The sequence below is a fragment of the Streptomyces sp. NPDC014734 genome (assembly GCF_043083325.1).
GTDB lineage: Bacteria > Actinomycetota > Actinomycetes > Streptomycetales > Streptomycetaceae > Streptomyces.
Genome location: NZ_JBIBYN010000008.1, coordinates 263628 through 289480 on the forward strand (window position 1 = coordinate 263628; position 25853 = coordinate 289480).

The 25853-nt window shown below is 70.4% G+C and carries 19 protein-coding genes and 1 riboswitch; of the genes, 7 read left to right on the top strand and 12 right to left on the bottom strand.

Annotation, left to right across the window (positions count from 1 at the left end):
* Positions 1-55 precede the first annotated feature (55 nt).
* From ACF1CT_RS16080 to ACF1CT_RS16105, 6 genes are all read right to left on the bottom strand, one after another.
* A complete protein-coding gene (locus tag ACF1CT_RS16080; RefSeq protein ID WP_391784435.1) occupies positions 56-1432 on the bottom strand; it encodes an aminotransferase class V-fold PLP-dependent enzyme in 1377 nt (458 codons plus the stop codon).
* A gap of 173 nt (positions 1433-1605) precedes the next feature.
* Positions 1606-1723, bottom strand: a riboswitch (SAM riboswitch).
* 83 nt (positions 1724-1806) lie between these two features.
* Positions 1807-2871: an anthranilate phosphoribosyltransferase gene (gene trpD / locus ACF1CT_RS16085; protein ID WP_391784436.1), complete on the bottom strand. Its 1065-nt coding sequence runs from the start codon at positions 2869-2871 to the stop codon at positions 1807-1809.
* 125 nt (positions 2872-2996) lie between these two features.
* The gene (locus ACF1CT_RS16090; protein ID WP_391784437.1) at positions 2997-4646 is read right to left on the bottom strand and encodes a cytochrome bc complex cytochrome b subunit; all 1650 of its coding nucleotides are present in this window, start codon (positions 4644-4646) and stop codon (positions 2997-2999) included.
* A complete protein-coding gene (locus ACF1CT_RS16095) occupies positions 4643-5695 on the bottom strand; it encodes a Rieske 2Fe-2S domain-containing protein (RefSeq protein ID WP_391784438.1) in 1053 nt (350 codons plus the stop codon). Before ACF1CT_RS16095 ends, ACF1CT_RS16090 begins: the two co-directional genes overlap by 4 nt.
* Positions 5692-6501, bottom strand: coding sequence for a c-type cytochrome (locus tag ACF1CT_RS16100; RefSeq protein ID WP_391784439.1), 810 nt, complete (start codon positions 6499-6501; stop codon positions 5692-5694). The genes ACF1CT_RS16095 and ACF1CT_RS16100 overlap by 4 nt, the downstream gene beginning before the upstream one ends.
* Positions 6502-6563: 62 nt before the next feature.
* The gene (locus tag ACF1CT_RS16105) at positions 6564-7184 is read right to left on the bottom strand and encodes a heme-copper oxidase subunit III (RefSeq protein ID WP_391784440.1); all 621 of its coding nucleotides are present in this window, start codon (positions 7182-7184) and stop codon (positions 6564-6566) included.
* Positions 7185-7371: 187 nt separating this feature from the next.
* Between ACF1CT_RS16105 and ACF1CT_RS16110 the strand changes: the two genes are divergently transcribed.
* Complete coding sequence (locus ACF1CT_RS16110) at positions 7372-7773, top strand: hypothetical protein (protein ID WP_391784441.1); 402 nt, start codon at positions 7372-7374, stop codon at positions 7771-7773.
* A gap of 90 nt (positions 7774-7863) precedes the next feature.
* Here ACF1CT_RS16110 and ACF1CT_RS16115 read toward each other — a convergent pair whose 3' ends face one another.
* The 4 genes from ACF1CT_RS16115 to coxB form a co-directional block, all read right to left on the bottom strand.
* Entirely contained in the window at positions 7864-9117 is a 1254-nt protein-coding gene (locus tag ACF1CT_RS16115) for an Ig-like domain-containing protein (RefSeq protein WP_391784442.1), read from the bottom strand.
* Positions 9118-9244: 127 nt separating this feature from the next.
* The gene (locus ACF1CT_RS16120; protein WP_391784443.1) at positions 9245-9643 is read right to left on the bottom strand and encodes a cytochrome c oxidase subunit 4; all 399 of its coding nucleotides are present in this window, start codon (positions 9641-9643) and stop codon (positions 9245-9247) included.
* On the bottom strand, positions 9640-11376 hold the full coding sequence (gene ctaD / locus ACF1CT_RS16125) for a cytochrome c oxidase subunit I (protein WP_391784444.1): 1737 nt from the start codon (positions 11374-11376) through the stop codon (positions 9640-9642). Before ctaD ends, ACF1CT_RS16120 begins: the two co-directional genes overlap by 4 nt.
* Complete coding sequence (gene coxB, locus ACF1CT_RS16130; RefSeq protein ID WP_391784445.1) at positions 11373-12335, bottom strand: cytochrome c oxidase subunit II; 963 nt, start codon at positions 12333-12335, stop codon at positions 11373-11375. Before coxB ends, ctaD begins: the two co-directional genes overlap by 4 nt.
* Before the next feature lie 271 nt (positions 12336-12606).
* Here coxB and ACF1CT_RS16135 point away from each other — a divergent pair, with 271 nt between their 5' ends.
* Entirely contained in the window at positions 12607-14025 is a 1419-nt protein-coding gene (locus ACF1CT_RS16135; RefSeq protein ID WP_391784446.1) for a cysteine desulfurase/sulfurtransferase TusA family protein, read from the top strand.
* 38 nt (positions 14026-14063) lie between these two features.
* Here the strand turns inward: ACF1CT_RS16135 and ACF1CT_RS16140 are convergent, their stop codons facing one another.
* On the bottom strand, positions 14064-15038 hold the full coding sequence (locus ACF1CT_RS16140; protein ID WP_391784447.1) for a carbohydrate kinase family protein: 975 nt from the start codon (positions 15036-15038) through the stop codon (positions 14064-14066).
* Between the two features lie 160 nt (positions 15039-15198).
* Between ACF1CT_RS16140 and ACF1CT_RS16145 the strand changes: the two genes are divergently transcribed.
* Positions 15199-15411, top strand: coding sequence for a hypothetical protein (locus ACF1CT_RS16145; protein ID WP_391784448.1), 213 nt, complete (start codon positions 15199-15201; stop codon positions 15409-15411).
* A gap of 272 nt (positions 15412-15683) precedes the next feature.
* On the top strand, positions 15684-17183 hold the full coding sequence (locus ACF1CT_RS16150; RefSeq protein WP_391784449.1) for a hypothetical protein: 1500 nt from the start codon (positions 15684-15686) through the stop codon (positions 17181-17183).
* Positions 17184-17315: 132 nt separating this feature from the next.
* Here ACF1CT_RS16150 and erpA read toward each other — a convergent pair whose 3' ends face one another.
* Positions 17316-17672, bottom strand: coding sequence for an iron-sulfur cluster insertion protein ErpA (gene erpA, locus ACF1CT_RS16155; protein WP_391784450.1), 357 nt, complete (start codon positions 17670-17672; stop codon positions 17316-17318).
* 224 nt (positions 17673-17896) lie between these two features.
* Here erpA and nadA point away from each other — a divergent pair, with 224 nt between their 5' ends.
* The 3 genes from nadA (at position 17897) to ACF1CT_RS16170 (ending at position 25767) form a co-directional block, all read left to right on the top strand.
* Positions 17897-19105: a quinolinate synthase NadA gene (gene nadA / locus ACF1CT_RS16160; RefSeq protein ID WP_391784451.1), complete on the top strand. Its 1209-nt coding sequence runs from the start codon at positions 17897-17899 to the stop codon at positions 19103-19105.
* Between the two features lie 196 nt (positions 19106-19301).
* Positions 19302-20711: a hypothetical protein gene (locus tag ACF1CT_RS16165; RefSeq protein WP_391784452.1), complete on the top strand. Its 1410-nt coding sequence runs from the start codon at positions 19302-19304 to the stop codon at positions 20709-20711.
* Entirely contained in the window at positions 20701-25767 is a 5067-nt protein-coding gene (locus ACF1CT_RS16170) for a tetratricopeptide repeat protein (RefSeq protein ID WP_391784453.1), read from the top strand. The genes ACF1CT_RS16165 and ACF1CT_RS16170 overlap by 11 nt, the downstream gene beginning before the upstream one ends.
* Positions 25768-25853 lie beyond the last annotated feature (86 nt).

The window sequence follows — 25853 nt, forward strand, 5'->3', positions numbered from 1 at the left end:
GTCATCCGGCGGGGGCGGACCACATCGGTCCGCCCCCGCCGGATGACGTGGGGGGTCAGAGCTGGGCCTCGCCCCGGTCCGGGACGCAGCGGCCGCCCTCGGTGCGGTACTTCCACTGGGCGCCCTCGCTCACCAGCTCCTTGACCGCGCGCACGAACCGCTCGATGTGCTCGTCCGGCGTACCGGCGCCGAAGCTCACCCGGATCGCGTTGAGCGAGAGCTCCCCCGGCTCGGCCTCGGGCGCGCCGCACTCGCCGACCTGCTGCGGGTCGCTGCCCAGCAGGGTGCGGACCAGCGGGTGGGCGCAGAACAGCCCGTCGCGGACCCCGATGCCGTACTCGGCGGAGAGCGCCGCGGCGAAGTGCGAGCTGTTCCAGCCCTCCACCACGAACGAGATGACGCCGACCCGCGGGGCGTCGTCGCCGAACAGCGAGAGCACCCTGACCTCGGGAACGTCCGCGAGACCGGCCCGGACCGCGGCGACGAGGTGCTGCTCCCGGGCGACCAGGTCGTCGAAGCCCGCGTCGGTGAGCGCCTTGCAGGCGGAGGCGATGGAGTACACGCCGATGACGTTGGGGGAACCGGCCTCGTGGCGGGCGGCGGTGGTGTGCCACTCGACGTCCACCCCGCCGTCGGCACGACGGGCGACCTTGCGCGAGGCGCCGCCACCCGCCAGGTACGGCTCGGCGCCCCGGAGCCAGTCGGCCCGGCCCGCGAGCACGCCCGAACCGAACGGCGCGTACAGCTTGTGTCCGGAGAAGGCGACCCAGTCGACATCCAGGCCGGCGATGTCGACGGGGTGGTGCGGGGCGAGCTGCGCCGCGTCCAGCACGATCCGGGCGCCGTGCGCGTGGGCGGCGGCGGCCAGTTCCCTGACCGGCCACAGTTCGCCGGTGACGTTGGAGGCGCCGGTGACGCAGACCAGCGCGGGGCCGTGGGGCTCGCGGTCGGCGAGCGCCCGCTCCAGTGTCCCGACGGCCTGGGCCGGGGTGCGCGGGGCGTTGAGGTACGTCACCCGGGCGTCGCGCCACGGCAGCAACGAGGCGTGGTGCTCGGTCTCGTAGACGAAGACCTGACAGTCGTCGGGGATCACGGCGGCCAGCAGGTTGAGCGAGTCGGTGGTCGAGCGGGTGAAGACCACCTGGTCGTCGGGGCGGCAGCCGAGGAACTCCGCGACCGTCGCCCGGCTGTTCTCGAACAGGTCCGTGGACAGCTGGGAGAGGTACCCGGCGCCGCGGTGGACGCTGCCGTAGTACGGGGCGTACGCGGCAACGTCGTCCCAGACCCGCTGGAGCGCCGGGGCGCTGGCGGCGTAGTCGAGGGCCGCGTAGGCGACTTCACCACCCGTGACCAGCGGAACCGTTACATCCTTGCCCAGAACCGGCAGAGGGGCACAAAGCGACTGGTCGGCGGCAGCGGTGAAGACAGACATGGCGAACTCCCGTAACAGGCAGGCGAATCGCACGCGCCGACGGACATGCGGCGGCGCGGCGTGAAGAGGAAGAGGGTGCGGAGAAGGGCCGGAAAGCCCTATCGCATTCGCGTGCTCACAAGAGACTCCCTAGGGACCAGGACCCCGGGGGTTGGCATTCGTTGATGCCGAGGGGCCCGCGCTTGCCGCGGACCTCGCTGCCCACGGCCTGGTCTTCACCCGGGGCACCCCGCCACGGACGGAGGGTTGCCGGACAGCGGGCCGGGGCCGTAGTCGCTGTCACTCATGACCTGCTCAGCATCTTGCCATACGTCCGTGAACGCGCAAGGCGCGGTCCGCGATGCGGACCGCGCCCCGCGTCACCTTCCTCGCGCTCAGGCGTTGCTGGCCGCCACCCAGCGCTCCAGCGCCGCCCGGGCCGCCCCGGAGTCGATGGACTCGGCCGCCCTCACGACCCCGGCGGCGAGCTGTTCGTCCAGCGTGCCGTCCGTCGGGTCCAGGGCGACCAGGGCCGCCGCGGAGTTGAGCAGCACTGCCTCGCGCACCGGCCCGGGTTCGCCGGCCAGCACCCGTCGGGCCACGTCCGCGTTGTACGAGGCGTCGGCACCGCGCAGCGCCTGTGCCGGGACCAGCTCCAGGCCGATGTCGCGCGGGTCGAACCGCTGCTCGCGCACCGCGCCGTCCCGCACCACCCAGACCCGCGAGGTCGCCGTCGTCGTCAGCTCGTCGAGCCCGTCGTCACCGCGGAAGACGAGCGCCGAATTGCCGCGCGCGGCGAGGACACCGGCCACGATCGGCGCCATCCTCGCGTCGGCCACACCGACGGCCTGGGCGCGGACCCCGGCCGGATTGGTGAGTGGACCCAGGATGTTGAACGTGGTCTGGGCGCCGAGCTCCTTGCGCGCCCGGGCCGCGTACCGCAGCGCGGGGTGGAACTTCACCGCGAAGCAGAAGGTGATGCCCGCTTCCTCGGCGACCTCGACGACGCGCTCGGCGCTGAGCTCCAGGTTGACGCCGAGCTTCTCCAGCACGTCGGAGGAGCCGCTCGCCGAGGAGGAGGCGCGGTTGCCGTGCTTGACGACCTTGGCGCCGGTGCCCGCGATGACGATCGCGGACATCGTGGAGATGTTGACCGTCTTGGCGAGGTCGCCGCCGGTGCCGACGATGTCGACCGTGCGGCCCGGGACGTGAATGGTGCGGGCGTGCTCGTACATGGCGCGCACCAGGCCCGACACCTCCTCGACCGTCTCGCCCTTGGCGCGCAGCGCCACCGCGAAACCGGCGATCTGCACGTCGGTCGCCTCACCGCTCATGATGCGGTCCATCGCCCACGCGGTGTCGTCCGCGCCCAGGTCCTCGCCGCGCAGCAACGGGTTCAGCACGCCGGGCCAGGAACGGTCCGCCACGCTGTCGCCGCCGATCGGGGTCACAACGTTCATGGTCCGCTCCTGGGGTCCACAGCCGGTAAAAGGGGTCGGCTCCCACCCTATCGAGCACCGGGGACAGCGAAGAGCCCCGTCCATCGGATGGACGGGGCTCCTGCTGTGGCGATCAGTTCAGGCGATCAGTGGTGACCGTGGCCGCTGGTGATCTCCTTGTACTCCTCGACGGTGGGCTTGGCGATCTGGCCGTCCTCGCCGAAGTAGCTCCTGCTGAGCCTGGCGCGCAGCTTCTGCAGCGGGGACACCTTGCGCTCGACGCCGTTCTCGTCGACCGTCGGGCCGATCTCGACCGGCTGGTACTGCTCGTGCGCGGTGAGCGTGTGCAGCTTCTCCGGACCGAGCGGCTCGTGGATCTCGACGAACTCACCGTGCGGCAGGCGCTTGATGATGCCGGACTCGCGCCCGTGCAGCACCTTCTCCTTGTCGCGGCGCTGGAGGCCGAGGCAGATCCGCCGGGTGACGATGAACGCGATGACCGGGCCCGCGAAGATGAAGATCCGGATGAACCAGGAAATGGCGTTGATCGACAGGTGGAAGTGCGTGGCCCACAGGTCGTTGCCACCGCCGATGAAGACGATGACGTACTCGGTGATCCAGGCGACGCCGAAGGCGGTCCGGGTCGGGGCGTTGCGCGGGCGGTCCAGCAGGTGGTGCTCGCGCTTGTCACCGGTGACCCAGGACTCGATGAACGGGTAGAGCGCGATGACCGCGAGCACCAGTCCGAAGACCATCAGCGGGATGAACACGCCCAGGACCAGCGTGTGGCCCCAGAGGTTGATCTCCCAGCCGGGCATCACACGGATCAGACCCTCGGCGAAGCCCATGTACCAGTCGGGCTGGGCGCCGGTGGACACCTGGTCCGGCCGGTAGGGGCCGATGGACCAGACGGGGTTGATCGTGGCGATGGCCGAGATGATGGCGATGATGCCGAAGACCAGGAAGAAGAAGCCGCCGGCCTTCGCCATGTACACCGGCATGAGCGGCATGCCGACGACGTTCTTGTTCGTCCGGCCGGGACCGGCGAACTGCGTGTGCTTGTGGTAGAAGACGAGGATCAGGTGCGCCACCACGAGCCCGAGCATGATGCCCGGCAGCAGCAGGATGTGGATCGAGTAGAACCGGGCGACGAAGTCGTGGCCGGGGAACTCTCCGCCGAACAGGAACATCGAGATGTAGGTGCCGACGATCGGCATCGACAGGATCGCGCCCTGGGTGAAGCGGATACCCGTACCGGACAGCAGGTCGTCCGGGAGCGAGTAGCCGGTGAAGCCGGTGAACATGCCCAGCACGAACAGCAGGAAGCCGAACAGCCAGTTGATCTCACGCGGCTTGCGGAACGCGCCCGTGAAGAAGACGCGCATCATGTGCACGAACATGCCGGCCAGGAAGATCAGCGCGGCCCAGTGGTGGATCTGGCGGACCAGGAGACCACCGCGGACGTCGAAGCTGATGTCCAGTGTCGAGGCGTACGCCTGCGACATCTTGATGCCCTGCATCGGCTCGTACGAGCCGTGGTACACGACCTCGTTCATGCTCGGGTGGAAGAACAGCGTCAGGTACACACCCGTGAGGATGATGATGATGAAGCTGTAGAGGCAGATCTCCCCGAGCATGAAGGACCAGTGGTCCGGGAAGATCTTGCGCATGTTGGCCTTGGCCAGGCTGTAGATCCCGAGCCGGCCGTCCGCCCAGTCGGCCACCCGCTCGCCTGCGGGCGCCTTGCGATTGTCCGGCGCGGCTGCGCCGGGTGTGTTCGTGGTCGCAGTACTCATCCGCGCTCCCAGAATGCAGGACCGACGGGCTCATCGAAGTCGCCGAGCGCTTCGAGGTTGCCCTCGCTGTTCACGCCGATCCGCAGCTGCGGAAGGGCGTGACCGGCCGGACCGAAGATGACGCGGGCGCCGTCGGAGAGGTCGAAGGTGGACTGGTGGCACGGGCAGAGCACGTGGTGCGTCTGCTGCTCGTACAGGCTGATCGGGCAGCCGACGTGGGTGCAGATCTTGGAGAAGGCCACGATTCCCTCGTGGGCCCACTCGCGCTCGCGCTTGTCCTTGATGTCGTCCGGCTGGATACGGACGATCATCAGCGCGGCCTTGGCGATCTGGTTCTGGAAGTCCTCCGCCTCCTCCGTCAGGCCCTCGGGCATGGCGAAGGTGAGCGAACCCACGACGACGTCCTCGGGACGCAGCGGCTCCATCGTGTTCATGTTGATGAGCTGCTTGCCCTTGGCCCACAACGTGCTGCGGAGCTTCTTCTCCGGCAGCGGGCCGAGGTCGCGCAGGAGCACCACACCGGAGAGCGGCACCAGGGCCAGCGCGCCGAACATGGTGTTGCGGATCAGCTTGCGCCGACCGAGCGCGGACTCCTGGGCACCGGCCGCGAAGTCCGCGAGGACCTTCGCCTTGACCTCGGGCGTGGCCTCGATGGCGTGCCGGTCGTCGGCGACCTCCACGTCGGACATCAGGGTGCGCGCCCAGTGGACGGCCCCGGCGCCGATCGCGAAGAGCGCCACGCCCAGGGTCAGGCCCAGGGAGAAGTTGAGCGCGCTCACGTGGCCGAACGGCCAGATGTACACGATCTTGTCGACGGGGAAGATGACGTACGAGGCGATGAAGCCGATCGTCGCCAGCATCGACAGCGTGAACATCAGGGCGACGGTGCGCTCGGAGCGCTTCGCGGCCCGCTCGTCGATGTCCTGGATGCGCGGCTTGTGGGCCGGCAGCCCCGGGTCGGCGAACGGGTCGCTCGCGACCTCTACCGCGCCGTGCGCGGTGTCCTGCTCGGTGGGCAGGTTCTCGTCTGGAATCTCTTGGCTACTCATGACTTCTTGGCCTTAGCGGTGTGGGCCGCGACCCAAACGGCGAGTGCGATCAGTGCGCCGAGCCCGAAGATCCAGGCGAACAGGCCTTCGCTGACCGGGCCCAGGCCGCCCAGCGAGAGACCGCCCGGGCTCGGGGTGTCACTGCTGTTCACAGCCTTGACGTAGGCGATGATGTCCCGCTTCTGCTGCTCGGGCATCGTCGTGTCCGGGAAGGACGGCATGTTCTGCGGGCCGGTCTGCATGGCCTCGTAGAGGTGCTTCGGCGTCACGCCCTCAAGGCTGGGCGCGTACTTGCCGTTCGTCAGCGCGCCGCCCTGGCCGGTGAGGTTGTGGCACTGGGCGCAGTTGGTGCGGAACAGTTCGCCGCCCTTGGCGACGTCCGCGCCGGCGGGGTCGTACTGCTGCTTGGTCGGCGTGATCGGGCCGGCGCCGAGGGAGGCGATGTACGCCGCGAGCTGGTCGACCTCGTCCTGGGTGTAGATGGCCTTCTTCTTCGGCACCTGAGCACCCGGCTGCTGCGCCGGCATACGGCCCGAAGCGACCTGGAAGTCGACGGCTGCGGAGCCCACGCCGACCAGGGACGGCCCGTCGGTGGTGCCCTGACCGCCGGTCCCGTGGCAGCTGGCGCAACCGACGGTGTACAGCTTCTTGCCCTCTTCGATGGCGAGGGACTGGGCGGTGTCGTCGGCCTGCGCCTTACTCGCGGGCGCGAACGCGGCGTACAGCCCCCCAGTGGCCGCCAGCGCGAGGAGTAGTACGACGACCGCCGCCAACGGATGGCGTCGTCGTGCGGAGAGCTTTTTCACGGATTACCCCGGTGTCAGGATCTTCTGCGTCGATGCTGGATGTGGTTCGGGTGCGAGCCCGGTTACTTGATCATGTAGATCGTGGCGAACAGGCCGATCCACACGACATCGACGAAGTGCCAGTAGTAGGACACGACGATGGCGGCGGTCGCCTGTTCGTGGGTGAACCTCTTGGCTGCGTATGTCCTGCCCAGAACAAGCAGGAAGGCGATGAGTCCGCCTGTCACGTGCAGCCCGTGGAAGCCGGTCGTCAGGTAGAACACCGAGCCGTACGGGTCGGAGGACAGCGAGAGGCCGTCCTTCTTCACCAGCTCGGTGTACTCGAAGACCTGGCCTCCGATGAAGATCGAACCCATCACGAAAGTGATCACGAACCAGGTGCGGAGCTTCTTCACGTCGCCGCGCTCGGCGGCGAAGACGCCGAGCTGGCACGTGAGGGAGGAGAGCACCAGGATCGTGGTGTTCGTGGCCGAGAACGGGAAGTTCAGGGCCGAGGCCATTTCCTTCCAGTGCTCCGGTCCGGTCACCGATCGCAGGGTGAAGTACATCGCGAAGAGGGCCGCGAAGAACATCAGCTCGGAACTCAGCCAGATGATGGTTCCGACGCTGGTGAGGTTCGGTCGATTGACCGACGGGTGCGCGTGCCCGGTTTCTACTGTCGTTGCTGTCGCCACGACCGACATTATGTCGGTCCCTTATCCCGCCCTCACTCCGGGGGGTGCCGTTCGGTGTGTCAACCGGGTGTGCCTGCCCCGAACAGCCCATGAATCCGCTGTCCGGGGCAGTGCTGACAGGCCATCGGGCGGAGTACGATCCGCGCATCGGTTCATGCCCGGAAAGCCCCGAAGACACAGATGTCACGGAGGAACAATGCAGCCGACCGCCACGGTCCTGGTCTACAGCGACGACGCCAACACCCGTGAGCAGGTGAGGCTGGCAGCCGGGCGCAGGCCCGCGGCCGACGTGCCGCCGGTGGAGTTCCTGGAGTGCGCCACCCTGCCCGCCGTCCTGGAGGCCCTGGACAACGGCGGCGTCGACGTCTGCGTGCTGGACGGCGAGACGGCCCCCGCGGGCGGCATGGGCGTCTGCCGGCAGATCAAGGACGAGATCTTCCGCTGCCCGCCGGTGCTGCTGCTGATCGGCCGCCCGCAGGACGCCTGGCTGGCCACCTGGAGCCGCGCGGACGCCGCGGTGACCCTGCCGGTCGAACCCGTCGAGTTCGCCGACGCCCTGGCCGCCCTGCTGCGCAGCAGGCTCTGCGTGGACGCCTGAGAGCCTGCCGGGTGACCTTCGGCCGGCCCGGTCGGAGGTCACCCGCCGGGCTCTGAGAGCCCGGGGGGGGCGGCGCGCTCCCGGGGCCGGTCAGACCTCGGGGCGCAGGCGCGCCGCCTGGACCGTCTCCGTGCGTTCCGGGTCGCCGTCGTTCCGCAGTGCGCTGCCCTTCTGCCACTTGGCCCAGGACAGGTTCCAGTCCCCGTAGCCGTTGTCGAACGGCGTCATCGTCTCGCCCTGGCTGCCGACGACCTTGACGATGTCGCCCTCGCGCACGGTGTTGAAGAACCACTCGGCGAGGCCGGTGGTCATGCCCGTACAGCCGTGGCTGACGTTGGCGTACCCCTGCGAGCCGGTGGACCAGGGGGCCGCGTGCACGTACTCGCCGCTCCAGGTGACGCGTGTCGCGTAGTAGACCAGCAGGTCGTACGAGTCGTCCGAATCCGACGAGATGCCGATCGTCTCGCCGCGCATCCGTACGGAGTACTCCTTGCTCAGTACGACCTTGACGCCGTTTCGGGTGGCGAAGCCGGGCTTGCCCGTGGTCACCGGAATGGTGTTGATCACTTTCCCGTCGCGCATGACGGTCATGGTGTGCGCGGCGGCGTCGGTGACGGCCTCGACACGGTCGCCCGTGGTGAGCTTCAGCGCCTTCGTGGGCGACCCGTACAGGGTGCCGGTGACCTTGATGCCCGCCAGGCCGCTGGTGACGTCGATGGTGGCCCTGGCGGGCCAGTACTCCTTCGGACGGTAGTGCAGGGTCTTGTCGTCGACCCAGTACCAGGACCCGACGACGGCGGGGGTGGAGCGGACGCGCAGGGCGCGCTCCACGACGGCCCTGGACGCCTTGTCCTTGATCGGGGCGCTCAGTTGGGCGGTGATGGGCTGTCCCACTCCGTAGGTGCCCGCCTGCGGGCCGAAGGCGACCTTCAGGAACTTCTTGGCGGTGCTGGTCTCGAAGGAGAGCGTGCGGCTGCCCGGGTCGCCGTCGCCGTCCTCCATGCGGACGCGCACGGTGTAGCGGGTGCCTGCGGCGAGCGCGGAGGTGGAGTGCCAGCGCTTCCCGTCGGCGTCGAGTTCGCCCGCCACATGGCGTCCGGTCGTGTCGACGGCCGTCACGTCGGTGATCCGGCCGTCGTCCTTGACACCGACTTCGAGCGGTCGGTCGGAGTCGACCTTCGTGTCTCCGTCGGGGAGGTTGGACGAGATCTCGTCCGCCGCGTCGTACGGCTGCGCCGCCAGCGGGTGGTCGCCGGCCCCTCCGCAGGCGACCGCGCCTGCGACCAGGGTCACGACCAGCAGAGTGCAGCTCACTACGGGGCGGATGCGCGGCGTGTGGTCCATGAACACACGCTATGGAGATTCATCCCTTCAAGCGCGCAATGTGCATGCAAACGGGGGGCCCGTACCTCTTTTGGTGGAGAAGTACGGGCCCCCCGTCAGGTGGAGCGGGTAGAGCGGTGACACGAGGTCACTGGGTGCGGTTCTCGCCGTGGTAGTACTCGAAGACCCAGCCGAGCAGACCGAGGAGGATCATCGGGGCCGAGAAGTAGAGCAGCCACCAGCCGAAGATGACACCCATGAAGGCCATGGCGCCACCCATGCCCAGCGCGAGCGGCTGCCAGCTGTGCGGGGAGAAGAACCCCACCTCGCCGGCCTCGTCCGCGATGTCGGCTTCCTTGTTGTCCTGGGCCATGTCGTCGACCCGCTTGGCCGTGAAGGCCAGGTAGAAGCCGATCATGACGCTCAGGCCGAAGGCCAGGAAGAGCGCGGTGGTTCCGGCCGGCTCCTTCGACCACACGCCGTAGGTGATGGCCATGGCGAGCATGAAGACGCTCAGCCAGATGAACATCTTGCCCTGGATCTTCACTTGCCCGCCTCCTTGCCGCCGGCGAGGGCCTTGTCCGCCTCGGAGTGGTGCTCAAGCTGTTCGAGCGCCGAGATCTCCGGGTGGTGCAGGTCGAAGGCCGGGGATTCGGAACGGATCCGGGGCAGCGTGAGGAAGTTGTGCCGCGGCGGCGGGCAGGAGGTGGCCCACTCCAGCGAGCGGCCGTAGCCCCACGGGTCGTCGACCTCGATCTTCTTGCCGTACTTGGCGGTCTTCCAGACGTTGTAGAAGAACGGCAGCATCGACAGACCGAGCAGGAACGAGGCGATCGTCGAGATCGTGTTCAGTGCGGTGATGCCGTCCGCGGCCAGGTAGTCCGCGTAGCGGCGGGGCATGCCCTCGGTGCCCAGCCAGTGCTGCACCAGGAACGTGCCGTGGAAGCCCACGAACAGCGTCCAGAACGTGATCTTGCCGAGTCGCTCGTCCAGCATCTTGCCGGTGAACTTCGGCCACCAGAAATGGAATCCGGCGAACATCGCGAAGACCACGGTGCCGAAGATGACGTAGTGGAAGTGCGCGACGACGAAGTACGTGTCCGAGACGTGGAAGTCCAGCGGGGGCGATGCCAGGATCACGCCGGTCAGACCACCGAAGGTGAAGGTGATCAGGAAGCCGACGGCCCAGAGCATCGGTGTCTCGAAGGACAACGACCCCTTCCACATCGTGCCGATCCAGTTGAAGAACTTCACCCCGGTGGGTACCGCGATGAGGAACGTCATGAAGGAGAAGAACGGCAACAGCACGCCGCCGGTGACGTACATGTGGTGCGCCCACACGGTCACGGAAAGACCCGCGATGGCAATGGTGGCGCTGATCAGACCGATGTAGCCGAACATCGGCTTCCGGCTGAAGACCGGAATGATCTCGGAAATGATTCCGAAGAATGGTAGGGCGATGATGTACACCTCTGGATGGCCGAAGAACCAGAAGAGGTGTTGCCATAGCAATGCCCCGCCATTGGCGGCGTCGAATACATGCGCACCGAATTTACGGTCCGCCTCCAGAGCGAAGAGCGCGGCGGCGAGAACCGGGAAGGCCAGCAGGACCAGCACACCGGTCAGCAGGACGTTCCAGGTGAAGATCGGCATGCGGAACATCGTCATGCCGGGTGCGCGCATGCAGATGATCGTGGTGATGAAGTTGACCGAACCGAGAATCGTGCCGAATCCGGAGAAGGCAAGACCCATGATCCACATGTCGGCGCCGACGCCCGGCGAACGGACCGCGTCCGAGAGCGGGGAGTAGGCGAACCAGCCGAAGTCGGCGGCACCCTGCGGGGTGAGGAAGCCGGCCACCGCGATCAGCGAGCCGAAGAGGTACAGCCAGTACGCGAACATGTTCAGCCGCGGGAACGCCACGTCGGGCGCGCCGATCTGCAGCGGCATGATCCAGTTCGCGAATCCGGCGAACAGCGGCGTCGCGAACATCAGCAGCATGATCGTGCCGTGCATCGTGAACGCCTGGTTGAACTGCTCGTTCGACATGATCTGCGTACCGGGGCGGGCCAGCTCGGCGCGCATGAAGAGCGCCATCAGACCGCCGATGCAGAAGAACACGAACGACGTGACCAGGTACATCGTGCCGATCGTCTTGTGATCAGTGGTGGTCAGCCACTTGACGACGATGTTTCCCGGCTGCTTCCGCCGGACCGGCAGCTCGTCCTCGTACGAGTCGTCTGCTGCCGCGGCACCCTGAGGTTCATTGAGGATGCTCACAGTTTGTTCGTCTCCGCATTCCTGGCCGGGTCAGTCTGCGCGATGCCGGCCGGCACGTAGCCCGTCTGGCCCTTCTTCGCCAGCTCCTTGAGGTGCGCCTGGTAGCGCTCCGGGGAGACGATCTTGACGTTGAAGAGCATCCGGGAGTGGTCGACGCCGCAGAGCTCGGCGCACTTGCCCATGAACGTGCCCTCGTGGTTGGGGGTCACCTCGAAGGCGTTGGTGTGGCCCGGAATGACGTCCTGCTTCATGAGGAACGGCACCACCCAGAAGGAGTGGATGACGTCCCGCGAGGTCAGGACGAAGCGGACCTTCTCGCCCTTCGGCAGCCACAGGGTCGGGCCCGGGTTGCCGTTCTGCGGGTTACGGGTGCCCGGGATGCCGTAGTCGTAGACGCCCTTCGCATCCTTGGGGAAGTCCTTGCGGAACCGGTCCGGAATGGCGGCGAGTTCCTTGGACTCCTCGGCGCTCGCGGCGTTGGAGCCCTCCACGTTCTCGATGTAGTTGAAGGCCCAGCTCCACTGGTAGCCGACCACGTTGATGGTGTGGGCGGGCTTGTCGGAGAGCGTGAGGAGCTTCGATTCATCGCGCGCGGTGAAGTAGAAGAACACCGAGACGATGATCAGGGGGACGACGGTGTACAACGCCTCGATGGGCATGTTGTACCTGGTCTGGGTGGGAACCTCGACCTTGGTGCGACTGCGCCGGTGGAAGATGACGCTCCACAGGATCAGGCCCCAGACCAGCACGCCCGTGGCGAGCGCTGCCGCCCACGAGCCCTGCCAGAGGGAAAGGATCCGTGGTGCCTCTTCCGTTACCGGCGTTGGCATACCGAGGCGGGGGAAGTCCTTGTATGTGCAACCAGTGGCGGTCGCCAGGACCAGGCCCGCAGTCAGCACCTGCGGCAGCTTCCGCCGCATCGGGCGCCGCGACGAGCGGTCGGAGCCGTTGGGACTCACGTAGCGCCTTCCCGAGAGTCTCGCCCGCGCGGTCGGCGCGGCCGTCTTTCTGGTCGGTCGCCGCCCTGACGCGGGCAGGGGTTTGGATGTTTATGCGGACCAAACCCTACTGGACGCTATTTGAGGTCGCGCGGGGAGGGTGCCCAACGCGCCGCCCGACTCCCCGAAGGGGTGGAATCCGGGCTCGCGACCGCCATCTGACGCCTTCTCTCCTGGCCGGACGGGCGGGCCTGACCAGGGGCGGTGGCGGGGCGAGGGCTAGCGTGAGCGTGTGCCCTACTTCGATGCCGCGTCCTCCGCTCCCCTTCACCCCGTCGCCCGCCGGGCGCTGCTCGCCGCACTGGACGAGGGCTGGGCCGATCCGGCCCGGCCGTACCGCGAGGGGCGCCGGGCCCGGCTGCTGCTGGACTCGGCCCGGCAGGCCGCCGCCGAGGCCGTCGGGTGCCGCCCGGACGAGCTGATTTTCACTCCTTCGGGGACGCTGGCGGTGCATTCCGGGATTTCGGGAGCCCTCGCGGGGCGTCGGCGTGTCGGGCGCCATCTGGTCCTCTCCGCGGTCGAGCACTCGTCGGTGCTCCATGCCGCCGCCGCCCATGAGGCGGAGGGCGGGGAGGTCACCGAGGTGGCGGTGGACCGTTCGGGGGCGGTGGACGCGTCGGCGTACGCGCGGGCGCTGCGCGAGGACACGGCGCTGGCCTGTCTGCAGTCCGCCAACCACGAGGTCGGCACCGAGCAGCCGGTGGACCGGGTCGTCCAGGAGTGCCGGGCGGCGGGCGTGCCGCTGCTGGTGGACGCGGCGCAGTCGCTGCCCTGGGGGCCGGTGCCGGAGGGCTGGTCCCTGTTGACGGCCTCCGCGCACAAGTGGGGCGGGCCGGCCGGGGTCGGGCTCCTGGCGGTGCGCAAGGGCGTGCGGTTCGCGGTCCGGGGACCGGCCGACGAGCGTGAGTCGGGGCGGGCGGCGGGGTTCGAGAACATTCCGGCGATCGTGGCCGCGGCGGCGTCGCTGCGGGCCGTGCGGGCCGAGGCGACGGCGGAGGCGGCGCGGCTGCGGGCCCTGGTGGACCGGATCAGGGCCCGGGTTCCGGAGCTCGTGCCCGATGTGGAGGTGGTCGGCGATCCGGTGCGGCGTCTGCCGCATCTGGTGACCTTCTCCTGTCTCTATGTCGACGGGGAGACACTGCTGCACGCACTCGACCGGGCGGATTTCTCCGTGTCGTCCGGTTCCTCCTGCACCAGCAGCGCGTTGACGCCGAGCCATGTGCTGAGGGCGATGGGGGTGCTGTCGGAGGGGAACGTGCGGGTGTCGCTGCCGGTCGGCACCGCGGACGAGGCTGTCGACAGTTTCCTGGAGGTGCTGCCCCGGATGGTGGCGGAGGTGCGGGAGACGCTCGGGGTACGGGAGACGCCGGGGGGACGGGAACGGCAGGAAGCGCCAGTTCCGTCGTCGCCCTCCCCCGCCGCGTCCGGCTCCCTGGTGGTCGACGCGCTCGGGAAGCGCTGCCCGATCCCGGTGATCGAGCTCGCGAAGGTGATCGGGGACGTACCGCCGGGCGGCACGGTGACGGTGCTCTCCGACGACGAGGCGGCTCGTCTGGACATCCCGGCGTGGTGTGCGATGCGCGAGCAGGAGTACGTGGGCGAGGAACCGGCGGACCACGGCTCGGCCTATGTGGTCCGCCGGCTGATCTGATCCCTCACTGCCGGGATCGGCGCCACCCGTCGCCGGGGTCAGCTCAGGTGCGCGCGGACCTCGGCGGCGGCGTCGTGGCCGTACGCCTTGGTGAAGCGGTCCATGAAGTGGGCGCGGCGCAGGGTGTACTCCTGGGTGCCGACGGTCTCGATGACCAGGGTCGCGAGCATGCAGCCGACCTGGGCGGCGCGCTCCAGGCCGACGCCCCAGGCGAGGCCGGAGAGGAAACCTGCCCGGAAGGCGTCGCCGACACCGGTCGGGTCGACCTTGCTGTCCTCCTCCGGGCAGCCGACCTCGATCGGCTCCTGGCCGACCCGCTCGATCCGGACGCCGCGGGCACCGAGCGTGGTGACCCGGTGGCCGACCTTGGAGAGGATCTCCTCGTCGGTCCAGCCGGTCTTGGACTCGATGAGCCCCTTCTCGTACTCGTTGGAGAAGAGGTACGTGGCCCCGTCGAGGAGGATGCGGATCTCCTCGCCGTCCATGCGGGCGATCTGCTGCGAGAAGTCCGCGGCGAACGGGATCCCGCGGGAGCGGCACTCCTCGGTGTGGCGGAGCATGCCCTCGGGGTCGTCGGCGCCGATCGAGACGAGGTCGAGGCCGCCGACGCGGTCGGCCACGGCCTTCAGCTCGATCAGCCGGGCCTCGCTCATGGCCCCGGTGTAGAAGGAGCCGATCTGGTTGTGGTCCGCGTCCGTGGTGCAGACGAACCGGGCGGTGTGCAGGACCTCGGAGATCCGGACCGAGCCGGTGTCGACGCCGTGGCGGTCGAGCCAGGCACGGTACTCGTCGAAGTCGGCGCCCGCCGCGCCGACCAGGATCGGCTGGGTGCCCAGCACGCCCATCCCGAAGCAGATGTTGGCGGCGACACCGCCCCGGCGCACGTCGAGGTTGTCGACCAGGAAGGAGAGCGAGACCGTGTGCAGCTGGTCGGCGACCAGCTGGTCGGCGAAACGGCCGGGGAAGGTCATGAGGTGGTCGGTGGCGATGGAGCCGGTGACTGCGATTCGCACGGGGAGACTGCTCCTGTGGAGATCGGGGGAAACGGGTGACGGTGTTCCCGGGGCGGCGTGACAGTTCACGCTACCCGTTCCCCGCAGCCGCCCTGAAGACGGGGAAACTACCCGATAGTAGGGCTTTCTTCCCCAGACGTGTGATGCCTACGGTGCGGTTATGTCGAACCACATCGCCACGCGCGAGACCGTTACGGACGAGACCGAGATCAGCCTTGCCGAGTTGCGCGGCGACTGCGCGCGCATGAGCCCGCGCTGGGCGGCCCACGCGAAGTCCGCCGCCGCTCCGGTCGCCCCGTCCCGGATCCACGGCGTGACCGTTCCGGACACCTCCGCCCGCCTGGTGGACACCATGTCCGAGTACGGCGACTGAGAGCCTGCCGGGTCCGCCCGGTCAGAGGCCACCCGACAGGCTCCGAGCACACACGAGGTCGTCGGCAGGCCCCGAGGAGCCCGCCGCCCCGCACCGGCCCCCGGCCGTCCCGCCGGGCGGGCCCGCCGGATCGCGCCACCCGGTCGGGGGAATCCGCCGCCGCCGGGGGAACCGCCCGCGCCCGCGCCCCGTCCCATCGTTGCCCCGTCCATGGGGCGCACGACGGACCGGTTACGGTCCGTGACGGCAACGCAGGCGAAGGAGCGAATCCGGTGAGCACCGAGCGACCCGACAACGATGTGACCGGCCCTCGGCGGCGTTCGCGACTCGCCGTGGCCTCGGTGGCGGCGGCGGTGCTGCTGGCCGGGGGCGGTGGCGCGTACTGGGCGGCGACCGCCGCGGACAACGACGGCGGGGGCGGTGGCGGCACGGCGGGCGGCCCGGCCCCCACGCCTCCCCCGCTGGCCCTGGACGAGCGGGCCGATGATCCGGCCCCGTCGCCGGACGGGCCCCCGCAGGGCATCGCGGTCGGGGAGCCCGATCCGCACGGCGGCCGGGTGGTCTACCGGGCGTCCGGGGAGCTTCCCCAGGGGCCGGGCCGGGCCGAGGTGCACCGGGCGGAGGGCGCGGTCACGGCGGACGAGGTGGCCCGGCTGGCGAAGGCGCTGGGGCTGGCGGGCGCGCCGCGGGCCGAGGGCACGTCCTGGACGGTGGGCCCGGTCAAGGACGGCTCGGGGCCGGTCCTGCGGGTGGACAAGCAGGCCCCGGGCGCCTGGACCTTCGCCCGGTACGGCTCCGGGGGTACCGACGACTGCACGGGCACGTCGACCTGTTCGAGCGGGAAGATCGCTCCGGGCGACAACGGCTCACCGGTGGACGAGAGCGCGGCCAGGGCCGCCGCGGCACCGGTCCTCAAGGCGGCCGGTCAGGACGGTGCCGCCCTCGACGCACGCCAGCTCATGGGCTCCACACGGGTGGTGAACGCCGACCCGAAGGTGGGCGGACTGCCCACGTACGGCTGGTCGACCGGGATCCAGGTGGGCCCGGACGGTGAAGTGGCCGGCGGAAGCGGCCGGCTGAAACCCCTGAAGAAGGGGGACAGCTATCCGGTGATCAGCGCGGGCGAGGCGTTGAAGCAGCTGAACGGGTCGTCGTCCCGTGCGGGCGGACGCGCGGGCATCGGCGGGTGTGCCGATCCCGTACCGCTGGAGAACGGCCTGAAGTCGCCGAAGGCGCGCTGCGGCGCGCGGACCGGGGCGGAGCGGGCGGCCACGACCGTGACGGTCGACAAGGCGGTCTTCGGGCTGTCGGCCCAGTACGTGGCGGGCGAGCGGACGCTCGTGCCGTCCTGGCTGTTCTCCGTGCGACCGGCCGCGGGCGGCACCGGCACCACCGTGACGCAGGTCGCCGTCGATCCCGCGTACCTGACGAAGGACGCCCCGGCGGCGCCCGGCTCCTCTGCCGGTACCTCTCCGGCAGGCCCGGGCGACGGCAGTGACGGGACCGGGGCCTCGCGGCAGGTCCTGTCGTACGGCGCGGACGGCCGGAACCTGTCGGTGACGTTCTGGGGCGGGGCGTGCGGCACCTACACGGCGAGCGCGGCGGAGGACGCGAAGACGGTACGGGTGACGGTGACCGAGGCGAAGCAGGAGGACAAGAAGGCCTGCATCATGCTCGCCAAGGAGCTCACCAGGACGGTGACGCTGGACGCGCCGCTCGGCGACCGCACGGTGGTCGACGCGGCATCGGGCGGTCGCGTGCCCCGCGCCTGACATCCGGCGCCCGGCGCGCACGCACCCGCGTGCGGGTCCGCCGGGCACGACAGAGGCGGCACCCCGGGGTCCGGGGTCGCCGCCTCTGTCGCATTCCGCCGCCGTCGCGGCCGGGAACTCCGCCCTCGGGGCTCAGCTGAAGGAGTCGCCGCAGGCGCAGGAACCCGTGGCGTTCGGGTTGTCGATCGTGAAGCCCTGCTTCTCGATGGTGTCGACGAAGTCGATGGAGGCACCGCCGAGGTAGGGAGCGCTCATCCGGTCGGTGACGACCTTGACGCCGTCGAACTCCTTCACGACGTCGCCGTCGAGCGAACGCTCGTCGAAGAAGAGCTGGTAACGCAGGCCCGAGCAGCCGCCGGGCTGGACGGCGACGCGCAGCGCCAGGTCGTCACGGCCTTCCTGCTCCAGCAGGTTCTTGACCTTCGCGGCGGCGGCGTCGGACAGGAGGATGCCGTCGCTCACGGTGGTGGTGTCGTCCGATACGGACATCTGCTTCTCTCCCGGGGTTGTACGGAGACTGCTTGCCGACGTTGCAACCGTCCGGACCGCGGATTCATTCCGGGCCGCGCGCTTGCCTGTTCCCTTCATGCTCGCACACGGGTCGCGCCGGGGGATGCGTCACATCGACGCTATGGCCGTCGTCAAAGTGACGCGAAGCAGATATGATAGATAGCGTCAATTAGACGAAAAGGCACCTCCGCAGAGAAGAAAGGGTGCGTGACGTGACCACGGCCCACCCCGTCCAGGATCTCGACGTCCAGCCGACGCCCCTCGCGCTGCTCCTGCTCGGCCGCGAGGCCGACCCGAGGAGCGAGCGCGGTGTCGAGTGCCCCGGCGACCTGCCCTCCCCGTCCGACCCGGACCTGGTGGAGCGTGCCCGCGCTGCCAAGGAGAAGCTCGGGGACAAGGTCTTCGTCCTCGGTCACCACTACCAGCGCGACGAGGTCATCCAGTTCGCCGATGTCACCGGTGACTCCTTCAAGCTCGCCCGGGACGCGGCGGCGCGCCCGGAGGCGGAGTACATCGTCTTCTGCGGTGTGCACTTCATGGCCGAGTCCGCGGACATCCTGACCACGGACGACCAGAAGGTCGTGCTGCCGGACCTGGCGGCGGGCTGCTCCATGGCCGACATGGCCACCGCCGAGCAGGTCGCCGAGTGCTGGGACGTGCTGACCGACGCCGGGATCGCCGAGCAGGTCGTGCCCGTCTCGTACATGAACTCCTCGGCCGACATCAAGGCCTTCACCGGCCGGCACGGCGGCACGATCTGCACCTCCTCCAACGCGAAGCGGGCGCTGGAGTGGGCCTTCGGGCAGCGCGAGTCCGGGGCGGCCAGGATCCTCTTCCTGCCCGACCAGCACCTCGGCCGGAACACCGCGGTCCGGGACATGGGGATGTCCCTGGAGGACTGCGTCGTCTACAACCCGCACAAGCCGAACGGCGGCCTGACCGCCGAGGAGCTGCGGAACGCGAAGATGATCCTGTGGCGCGGGCACTGTTCGGTGCACGGCCGCTTCTCGGTGGAGTCGGTCGCCGACGTGCGCGAGCGGATACCGGGCGTGAACGTGCTGGTGCACCCGGAGTGCAAGCACGAGGTCGTGGCGGCGGCGGACTACGTCGGCTCGACCGAGTACATCATCAAGGCCCTGGAGGCGGCCCCGGCCGGCTCGAAGTGGGCGATCGGCACCGAACTGAACCTGGTGCGCCGCCTGGCGAACCGGTTCGCGGCCGAGGACAAGGAGATCGTCTTCCTCGACAAGACGGTCTGCTTCTGCTCGACGATGAACCGCATCGACCTGCCCCACCTGGTGTGGGCGCTGGAGTCGCTGGCCGAGGGCAACCTGGTCAACCGGATCGAGGTCGACCCGGAGACCGAGAAGTACGCGAAGCTGGCGCTGGAACGGATGCTGGCGCTGCCGTAGCGGGTACTGCTCACGGCCTGGCCACGAGGCCCGGTCCACCGTTGGACGGCCGGTGGACCGGGCCTCGCGCTCGTATACGGGTGTGGAACGCCCCGAGCCGCCCGGTTTCCCCCATACGGCACTCGAACAGCCCCCTTCGTCATTACGCTGCCTTATCCATGGCAGCAAGCGCGCATTCACGGGGGTACGGCGCCACATGACGTCTCGCAGCCGGGTCCACGACGTGGTGGTCGTCGTCCCGGGCATTCTCGGCAGTCGGCTGGCGGACGCGGACGGGCGCGAGGTCTGGGGCCTCTCGGGCCCGGCCCTCCTCCGCGGGATCCGTACGTTCGGCCGGTCCGTCACGGGCCTGGCGCTGCCCCCGGACCTGGGCGACGGGCACCCCGGCGACGGTGTGCGCCCGCTCGGTCCGATGCGCGACCTGCACGGGCTGCTGGGCATCGGAACGCTCGTGGACGGCTACGACGGCTTCCTGGAGTGGCTGGAGAACAACTTCACCCTCCGGCGCCGGCGCGGGGAGGACGAACCGGGCACCCCCGCCAATCTGATCGGCTTCGCCTACGACTGGCGATTGTCCTGCCGCTACAACGCGGACCGGCTGGCCGAGCGGGTGGACGAGGAGCTCGGCCGCTGGCGGGCCTCGGCACCGGAACGGGCGGAGGCCCGGGTGGTCTTCATCTGCCACTCCATGGGCGGTCTGGTCGCCCGCCAGTACGTGGAGCGGCGCGGCGGCGCGGAGGTGACGCGCCGCGTGATCACGCTCGGGACCCCTTACCGGGGCTCCCTGGATGCCCTCCTCCACCTGGTCAACGGGGTGGGCCCGGCCAGGACCGGCCTCGCCTCGTTCGCCCGCAGCCTTCCGTCCCTCCACCAGCTCGTCCCCGACTACGCCGCGCTGATCACCGCGCCGGGCGAGCCGCTGCGCTACGCCCGTGAGGTGACCGGCCTGCCCGGGACCGACGCGGCACTGATCGAGGACGCCGCCCGTTTCCACGAGGCGCTGCGGGAGTCCGGGGCGGGGGCGGCGTACGGAGTGGAGTACGTACCGATCAGCGGGGTGCTCCAGCCGACCCCGACCACCGCCGAGGTCCGGGGCGAGAAGCTGACCGGACTGCTCACGATCGACGGGACCGACGAGGGCGGCGACGGCCGCGTGCCCAGGCTCTCCAGCGCCCATGTGGGGGCGGCGGGACGGCCCGCGCTCACGCCCTGGGAGAAGCACGGCTCGCTCCAGAACAACACGGCGCTGCGCCAGAACCTCTACAACTGGCTCACCCCGGACCTGCCGGTGCACCGGGGCCCGGAGGTCGCGGACATCCCGCTGGTGGTGGACGCCCCGGACACGATCGTCGAGGGCGAGGTGTACGAGCTGCGGGCCGCGGTCCCGCCGGACATACGGGGCCACGACCGGGTGGCCGTCCTCGCGGCGGCCGAGGGCGGACCGGCGCGGACGCTGAACAATCTGGGCAAAGGCCGTTACGTGGCACGCCTGGCCGGGCTGTCGGCGGGGCCGCACCGGGTGCGGGTGAGTACGGGGAACACGGGCCATGTCGTGATGACCGCGCTGGTGCTGGTGCTGGAGGGCGGGGCGGACGATGGCGAGTGAGGCGGGCGTGGCGGGCATGGCAGGCAACGACGAACGCGAGCCGGTGGGGACGGCGTTGTGCGTGGTGTGCGAGGAGTATGCCGACCGGCGGAGCTTTCCCCGGCTGACGGGGGCAGTGGCCCAGATGGAGGAGATCGCCGGACTGCTGGAGGGCCTGGGGATCGCGGTGCAGGTGGCGGGCGGCGGGAATCCGTCCTGGACGGCCTTCGACGAGGCCCTCACCGCCTGGGGCGAGGACTGGCGGGAGACGGGGGCGGCGAAGCCCGCGATCATCGTCTGGTCGGGGCACGGTGTGCTGATCGACGACGAATTGCGCCTCGCGCTCTGCGACCTGGATCTCGACGTGGAGCAGGTGATGCGTGACGCACGCGCCCGCAAGCGGGGCGTCTCGGCCGAGACACTGGTCGATGACGCGGTGGCCTCGGGTGCCGACCAGATCCTGGTGATCATCGACACCTGCCACGCGGGGGACGCGGTGGGCCGGGGCCTGGAGAGGGCTCGGCGGCGTTGGGAGGCCACCTCCACGCCTCCCGGCCAGGCCAAGTGGTTCGGGATCATGGCGAGTTGCCGGCGCAACGAGACGTCGGACGGCAGCGGCCCCCTGCTCACCGCATTGGCGGAGGTACTGAGGGCCGGCCCTGCCACCACTGGGTACCGCTCCGCGTGGAGCGCCCACAACGCGCTCGTCAGCGGCCCGGACCTGCTGGCCGCGCTGGGCGAGCGATGGCGCGGCGAGGGGCAGACACCGGTGCCCGCCACGCTCGGCACCGGGCGGCCGGTCTTCCCGAACCCGCGCCATGTGCCCGGGGCACCCGCCCGGCTGGTGGAGCACCTGGTGCTCGCGGCTCGCGGGGTCGGGTACCGCGAGGAGGGCTGGTTCTTCACGGGCCGCAAGGCGGTGCTGGGCCGGATCGCCGCATGGCTGGAGGCGGACGAGGCCGGGCTGTTCCTGGTGACCGGCCCGGCGGGCTGCGGCAAGTCGGCAGTGCTGGGCCGGATCGCGACGCTCACCGATCCCTTGCGGCGGAAGACGACCGAGGCGTACGGGGGCCTGCGCGAGGACGACCCGGACCCGGGCCTGCGCCCCGGCCGCTCCCTCGCCTCCGTGCACCTGCGAGGCCTGAGCCCTCTCCAGGCGGCCTCGGACCTGGCCCGGCAACTCGGACTGCCGGAGCCCCGCAACGCCGACGACTTCCGGGGCGAGCTCCGCGAGTTGTCCCCGCAGCCGGTGCTGGTGCTCGACGGCCTGGACGAGGTGCCCGCCGAGCACCTCCGCGCCGTGATCGAGGAGCTGGTCTTCCCGCTCAGCCGGACGAGCCCGGTCCTGCTCGGCTCCCGCGACCGGGCGTTCCGCAGCCGTGTCGAGGAGGACGGACGGGGGAACGAGACCCTGCCGGACGCCCTCGCCCGGCTGATCGGCACGGGTGTCACCACCGCGGACCTGGAGCGGGAACCGCACACGCAGGAGGACATCGCCGAATACGTGTTCCGTCGGTGCGAGGCGGCCGGTGTCCCGGAGGACCGGGCGCGGGAGACGGGCGAGGCAGTCGCGTCGCTTGCCACGGGAGTGGGGGGCGGGTTCCTGTTCGCGCGGCTGGTGGCGGGCTCGCTGCTGGCGAGGAGCCGTGGCGCCGAGGACGACCGGTGGCCGGCCGGACTGCCGGGCTCCGTCGAGGCCGCGTTCGAGGAGGACCTGCGGGCGGGGCCGGTACGGGTCCGGGCGGACGGCACCGAACTGCCTTCCGCCGCACGGGATCTGCTGACCGCGCTGGCGTGGACGGCCGGGCGCGGGATGCCCGCCGGGGGCGTGTGGGAGGAGGTCGCCGGGGCCCTGGGCGGCGGTGACGTGTCGTACGACGAGAGCGACGTGGACTGGGTGCTGTCCGCGTACGGCCGCTATGTCGTCGAGGACGTGGAAGACGGGCAGGCGGTGTTCCGGCTGTACCACCGCGAGTTCGTGTCGTACCTCGCGGGGCGGGAGGGGCCGGGGGGCGGTGAGGCCGGCGAGGCGGTGCTGGCCGCGCTCGTCGCGTATGTCGAGCGGCGAGCGGTGGGCTACGACTGGGGAGCGGTCGATCCGTACGTGGCGCGGGGGCTGGCGCTGCACGCGGCGCGGGCGGGTGCACCGGGGATCGGGATGCTGTGGGGGCTGGTGGAGCGGGCCGGGGCGGGCGCGGCGCCGTTTCTGGCCCAGGCCTTGCACCGCTTCTCCGAGCGGCTCGGGGCGGAAGGGGATCTGGACGGTGCGCTGGGTGCGGCGCGGGAGGCACTCGCCCTGTACAGGGAGCTGGAGCGCAGCGTTCCCGGAGCGTTCAGTACGGCGCTGGTACGCACCCTCATCGACGTCGCCAATGCGTACGCCGCCACCGGCGACCGTGAAGGGGCGCTGCCGCCGGCGCGCGAAGCGGTCGAGCTCCAGCGGAGCCTGGCCGACGCGGGAGGAAGCGCGGCCCTCCCCGACCTGGCTCTCGCCCTGGGCAGTCTCGGCCGACGGGTCAGCGATATCGGTGACCGCGAGGGGGCACTCGCCCTCACGCTGGACGCCGTCGGCATCTACCGGCAGCTCGTGAAGCGGACTCCGAGGGCGTCCCGCCCCGGCCTCGCCGCCACGCTGACCAACCTGGCAGCGAGCCTGGCAGCAGTCGGGCAGCGCCGGGCCGCCGTACCACCCGCGCAGGAGGCCGTGGACATCTACAAAGAGCTCGCCGCTTCGCACCCCGATGAGTTCCTGGCCCCTCTCGCCTCCTCCCTGACCAATCTCGCCAGCAGCCTCAAGTCCATCGGAGACCACGAGGGCGCGCTCTCGCACGCGGAGGCGGCGGTCCGGGCCAACCGCCGGCTGGTCGAACGCCGCCCCGCCGTCCTGCGGTCCGCCCTGGCCGGCTCCCTGACCAATCTGTCCGTGCACCGGGAGGACGTCGGTGATCTCGCACAGTGCCTGGCGCCCGCGTGGGAGGCCGTGGAGCTCTGCCGGGAACTCGTCGCGCGGCATCCGGCCGCCTTCCAGCCGCAGTTGGCGGGCGCCCTCCACAACCTGGCGGACCGGATCTCCGCCACCGGGGACCACGCGGGCGCCCTCGCTCCGGCCCGGGATGCCGCGCGCATGTACGCGGGGCTCGCTACGCGGCACCCCGATGTCTTTCAGCCGGATCTCGCCCGCTCCCTGACCTCCCTGGCCACCAAGACGGCCGCTGCGGGAGACCGGGCATCAGCGGTCCTGCTCGCGCGCGAGGCCGTACGCATCCAGCGCGAGCTGACCCGGGACCGGCCGACAGCGGCCCTCCCGGGACTGGCCGCGATGCTCAACAACCTCGCCATGCAGCTCGTCTCCGCGAGTGAGCCCGCGAAGGCCCTGCCCAACGCCGAGGAAGCGACCGCCCTTTACGGGCGTCTGGCCGCTGAGGACCCGGACGCCTTTCTGCCGGAGTACGCGACCGCCCTCAGCAACCTCGGCAACCATCGCGCGGCCCTGGGTGATGTCTCGGGGGCGCTCGCGGTGGGCCGGGAAGCCGTCTCCCTCCGCCGCGCACTCGCCGCGCAGCAGCCCGCCGTCTTCCGGCAGGACCTGGCCACGGCACTCACCAATCTCGCGGCTCACCTGTGCAGGGCCGAAGACCCGATGGCGGGACTGCGTGCCTCGGAGGAAGCTGTCGCCCTCTTCCGTGAACTCGCCGAACGTGAGCCCGCTCTCCGCTCCCCACTCGCGGGCTCGCTCGGCACTCTGGCCCAGAATCTCGCCGCCACCGGCAGCCGGAAGGAAGCCCTGGGTGCGGCCGGGGAGGGCGTCCGAATCCTGCGTGGACTCGTCGGTGAACTCTGCAGCGCCCACCTCCCCGATCTGGCTCTTTCCCTCCAGAATCTCAGCAAGCACCTGGGGGCGAACCAGGACGCCGAAGGAGCTGCGAGCGCGGCGGAGGAAGCGGTCGCCGCCTACCGGACGCTGGCGCTGGAGAATCCCGGCGCCTTCGAGGCGGACCTGGTCTCCGCTCTCGTCAACCTGGCGCGGGCGCTCGTCCGCACCGACGACCACGGGTCGGCGGTCCGGCGATTCGACGAGACCGTGGCGGAGTTCGCGTCCGCCCACCCCGCGACCGGCCGCCGTCTCGGTGTCGAGCGGAGCATCTTCCTGCTGGACTGTCCCGCGCCCCTGGCCTCGGCCGGCGTACGCGAGCTCGTGGCCGTTCTCAACGGGAAATCCGCGTCGGACGGCGGCGCTGACGTCGTGACCGTACGGGCCCGCCGGGCGTTGCGCGCGTACGGCGATCCCGAATCCGTCCGCACGGCGTGGGAGGCGGAGACCGGTTCCCACGGACCGGCCTGGCTCACCCTGTCGCCGGAGACCGTGAACCTCGTCAGTTCCTGGATGTTCGCGCCCAACTGGCCCCAGTCACGCGATGTCTGGTCCCGGAACGCGGAAGTGCTCGGCGGCGAGGAGACAGCGACAGCACTCGACGAGTTGGCGCTCCTGGACCGCCACACCGCGCAGCAGCACGTCGCGCTCCGCGAGGCCGTCCTCGCCCATGGCGTGACCGCCGCGTACGATCCCCTGATCCTCGCGGAGCAGGTGGCGGAGTGGGTGGACTGCGCCGACTGGGCGGAGTCACGGGCCTTCCTCCAGGACCACCCGCGCGTCCTTCAGGCCCAGCCGTCCGAGGACACCCCGCTCGCGCACGTCGCCGTCCTCGATATCGCCGGCGCCGAAGGACTGGACGCCGCGTACCGCCTCGTCGAGGACCGCGACGCCCTCCAGGCTTACGTGGAAAGGGCGTTGGCGGCCGGGGACGGCAACGCGCTGCTGCACGCGGCGGCCATCGAGGGCCAGGTCTTCGACGACAGGCTGTCCTCCCTCGCCCACGCCCAGGCGGGCATGGTGCTCTCGGGAGTCGTCGAGGGCATCGAGCCGGACGAGCTTGCCACGCTCCTCCCCCGCGCACCCGAGGCGATCCGTGCCCGGCTGCTGAAGGAGATCGTCGCCCTCAGCGTCCGGCACACCCATTCACACGGCGAGACGTGGCTCCGGATCGTCCAGGCCCTCAGCGGAAGCGGGACCGCCTGACGTCCGCCGCCCCTCTGTCAGCCGGCGTTCCCGCCGCTTCCCAACCGCCCGCCCCGGCTCTCCGCGATCCGCAGGGTGTCCCCCAG

Coding starts and splice junctions, on each gene's coding strand:
- ACF1CT_RS16115 (WP_391784442.1), bottom strand. CDS start 9,117: ATGGACCACACGCCGCGCATCCGCCCCGTAGTGAGCTGCACTCTGCTG.
- ACF1CT_RS16095 (WP_391784438.1), bottom strand. CDS start 5,695: ATGAGTAGCCAAGAGATTCCAGACGAGAACCTGCCCACCGAGCAGGAC.
- ACF1CT_RS16170 (WP_391784453.1), top strand. CDS start 20,701: ATGGCGAGTGAGGCGGGCGTGGCGGGCATGGCAGGCAACGACGAACGC.
- trpD (WP_391784436.1), bottom strand. CDS start 2,871: ATGAACGTTGTGACCCCGATCGGCGGCGACAGCGTGGCGGACCGTTCC.
- ACF1CT_RS16105 (WP_391784440.1), bottom strand. CDS start 7,184: ATGTCGGTCGTGGCGACAGCAACGACAGTAGAAACCGGGCACGCGCAC.
- ACF1CT_RS16165 (WP_391784452.1), top strand. CDS start 19,302: ATGACGTCTCGCAGCCGGGTCCACGACGTGGTGGTCGTCGTCCCGGGC.
- erpA (WP_391784450.1), bottom strand. CDS start 17,672: ATGTCCGTATCGGACGACACCACCACCGTGAGCGACGGCATCCTCCTG.
- ACF1CT_RS16090 (WP_391784437.1), bottom strand. CDS start 4,646: ATGAGTACTGCGACCACGAACACACCCGGCGCAGCCGCGCCGGACAAT.
- ACF1CT_RS16145 (WP_391784448.1), top strand. CDS start 15,199: ATGTCGAACCACATCGCCACGCGCGAGACCGTTACGGACGAGACCGAG.
- ACF1CT_RS16080 (WP_391784435.1), bottom strand. CDS start 1,432: ATGTCTGTCTTCACCGCTGCCGCCGACCAGTCGCTTTGTGCCCCTCTG.
- ACF1CT_RS16110 (WP_391784441.1), top strand. CDS start 7,372: ATGCAGCCGACCGCCACGGTCCTGGTCTACAGCGACGACGCCAACACC.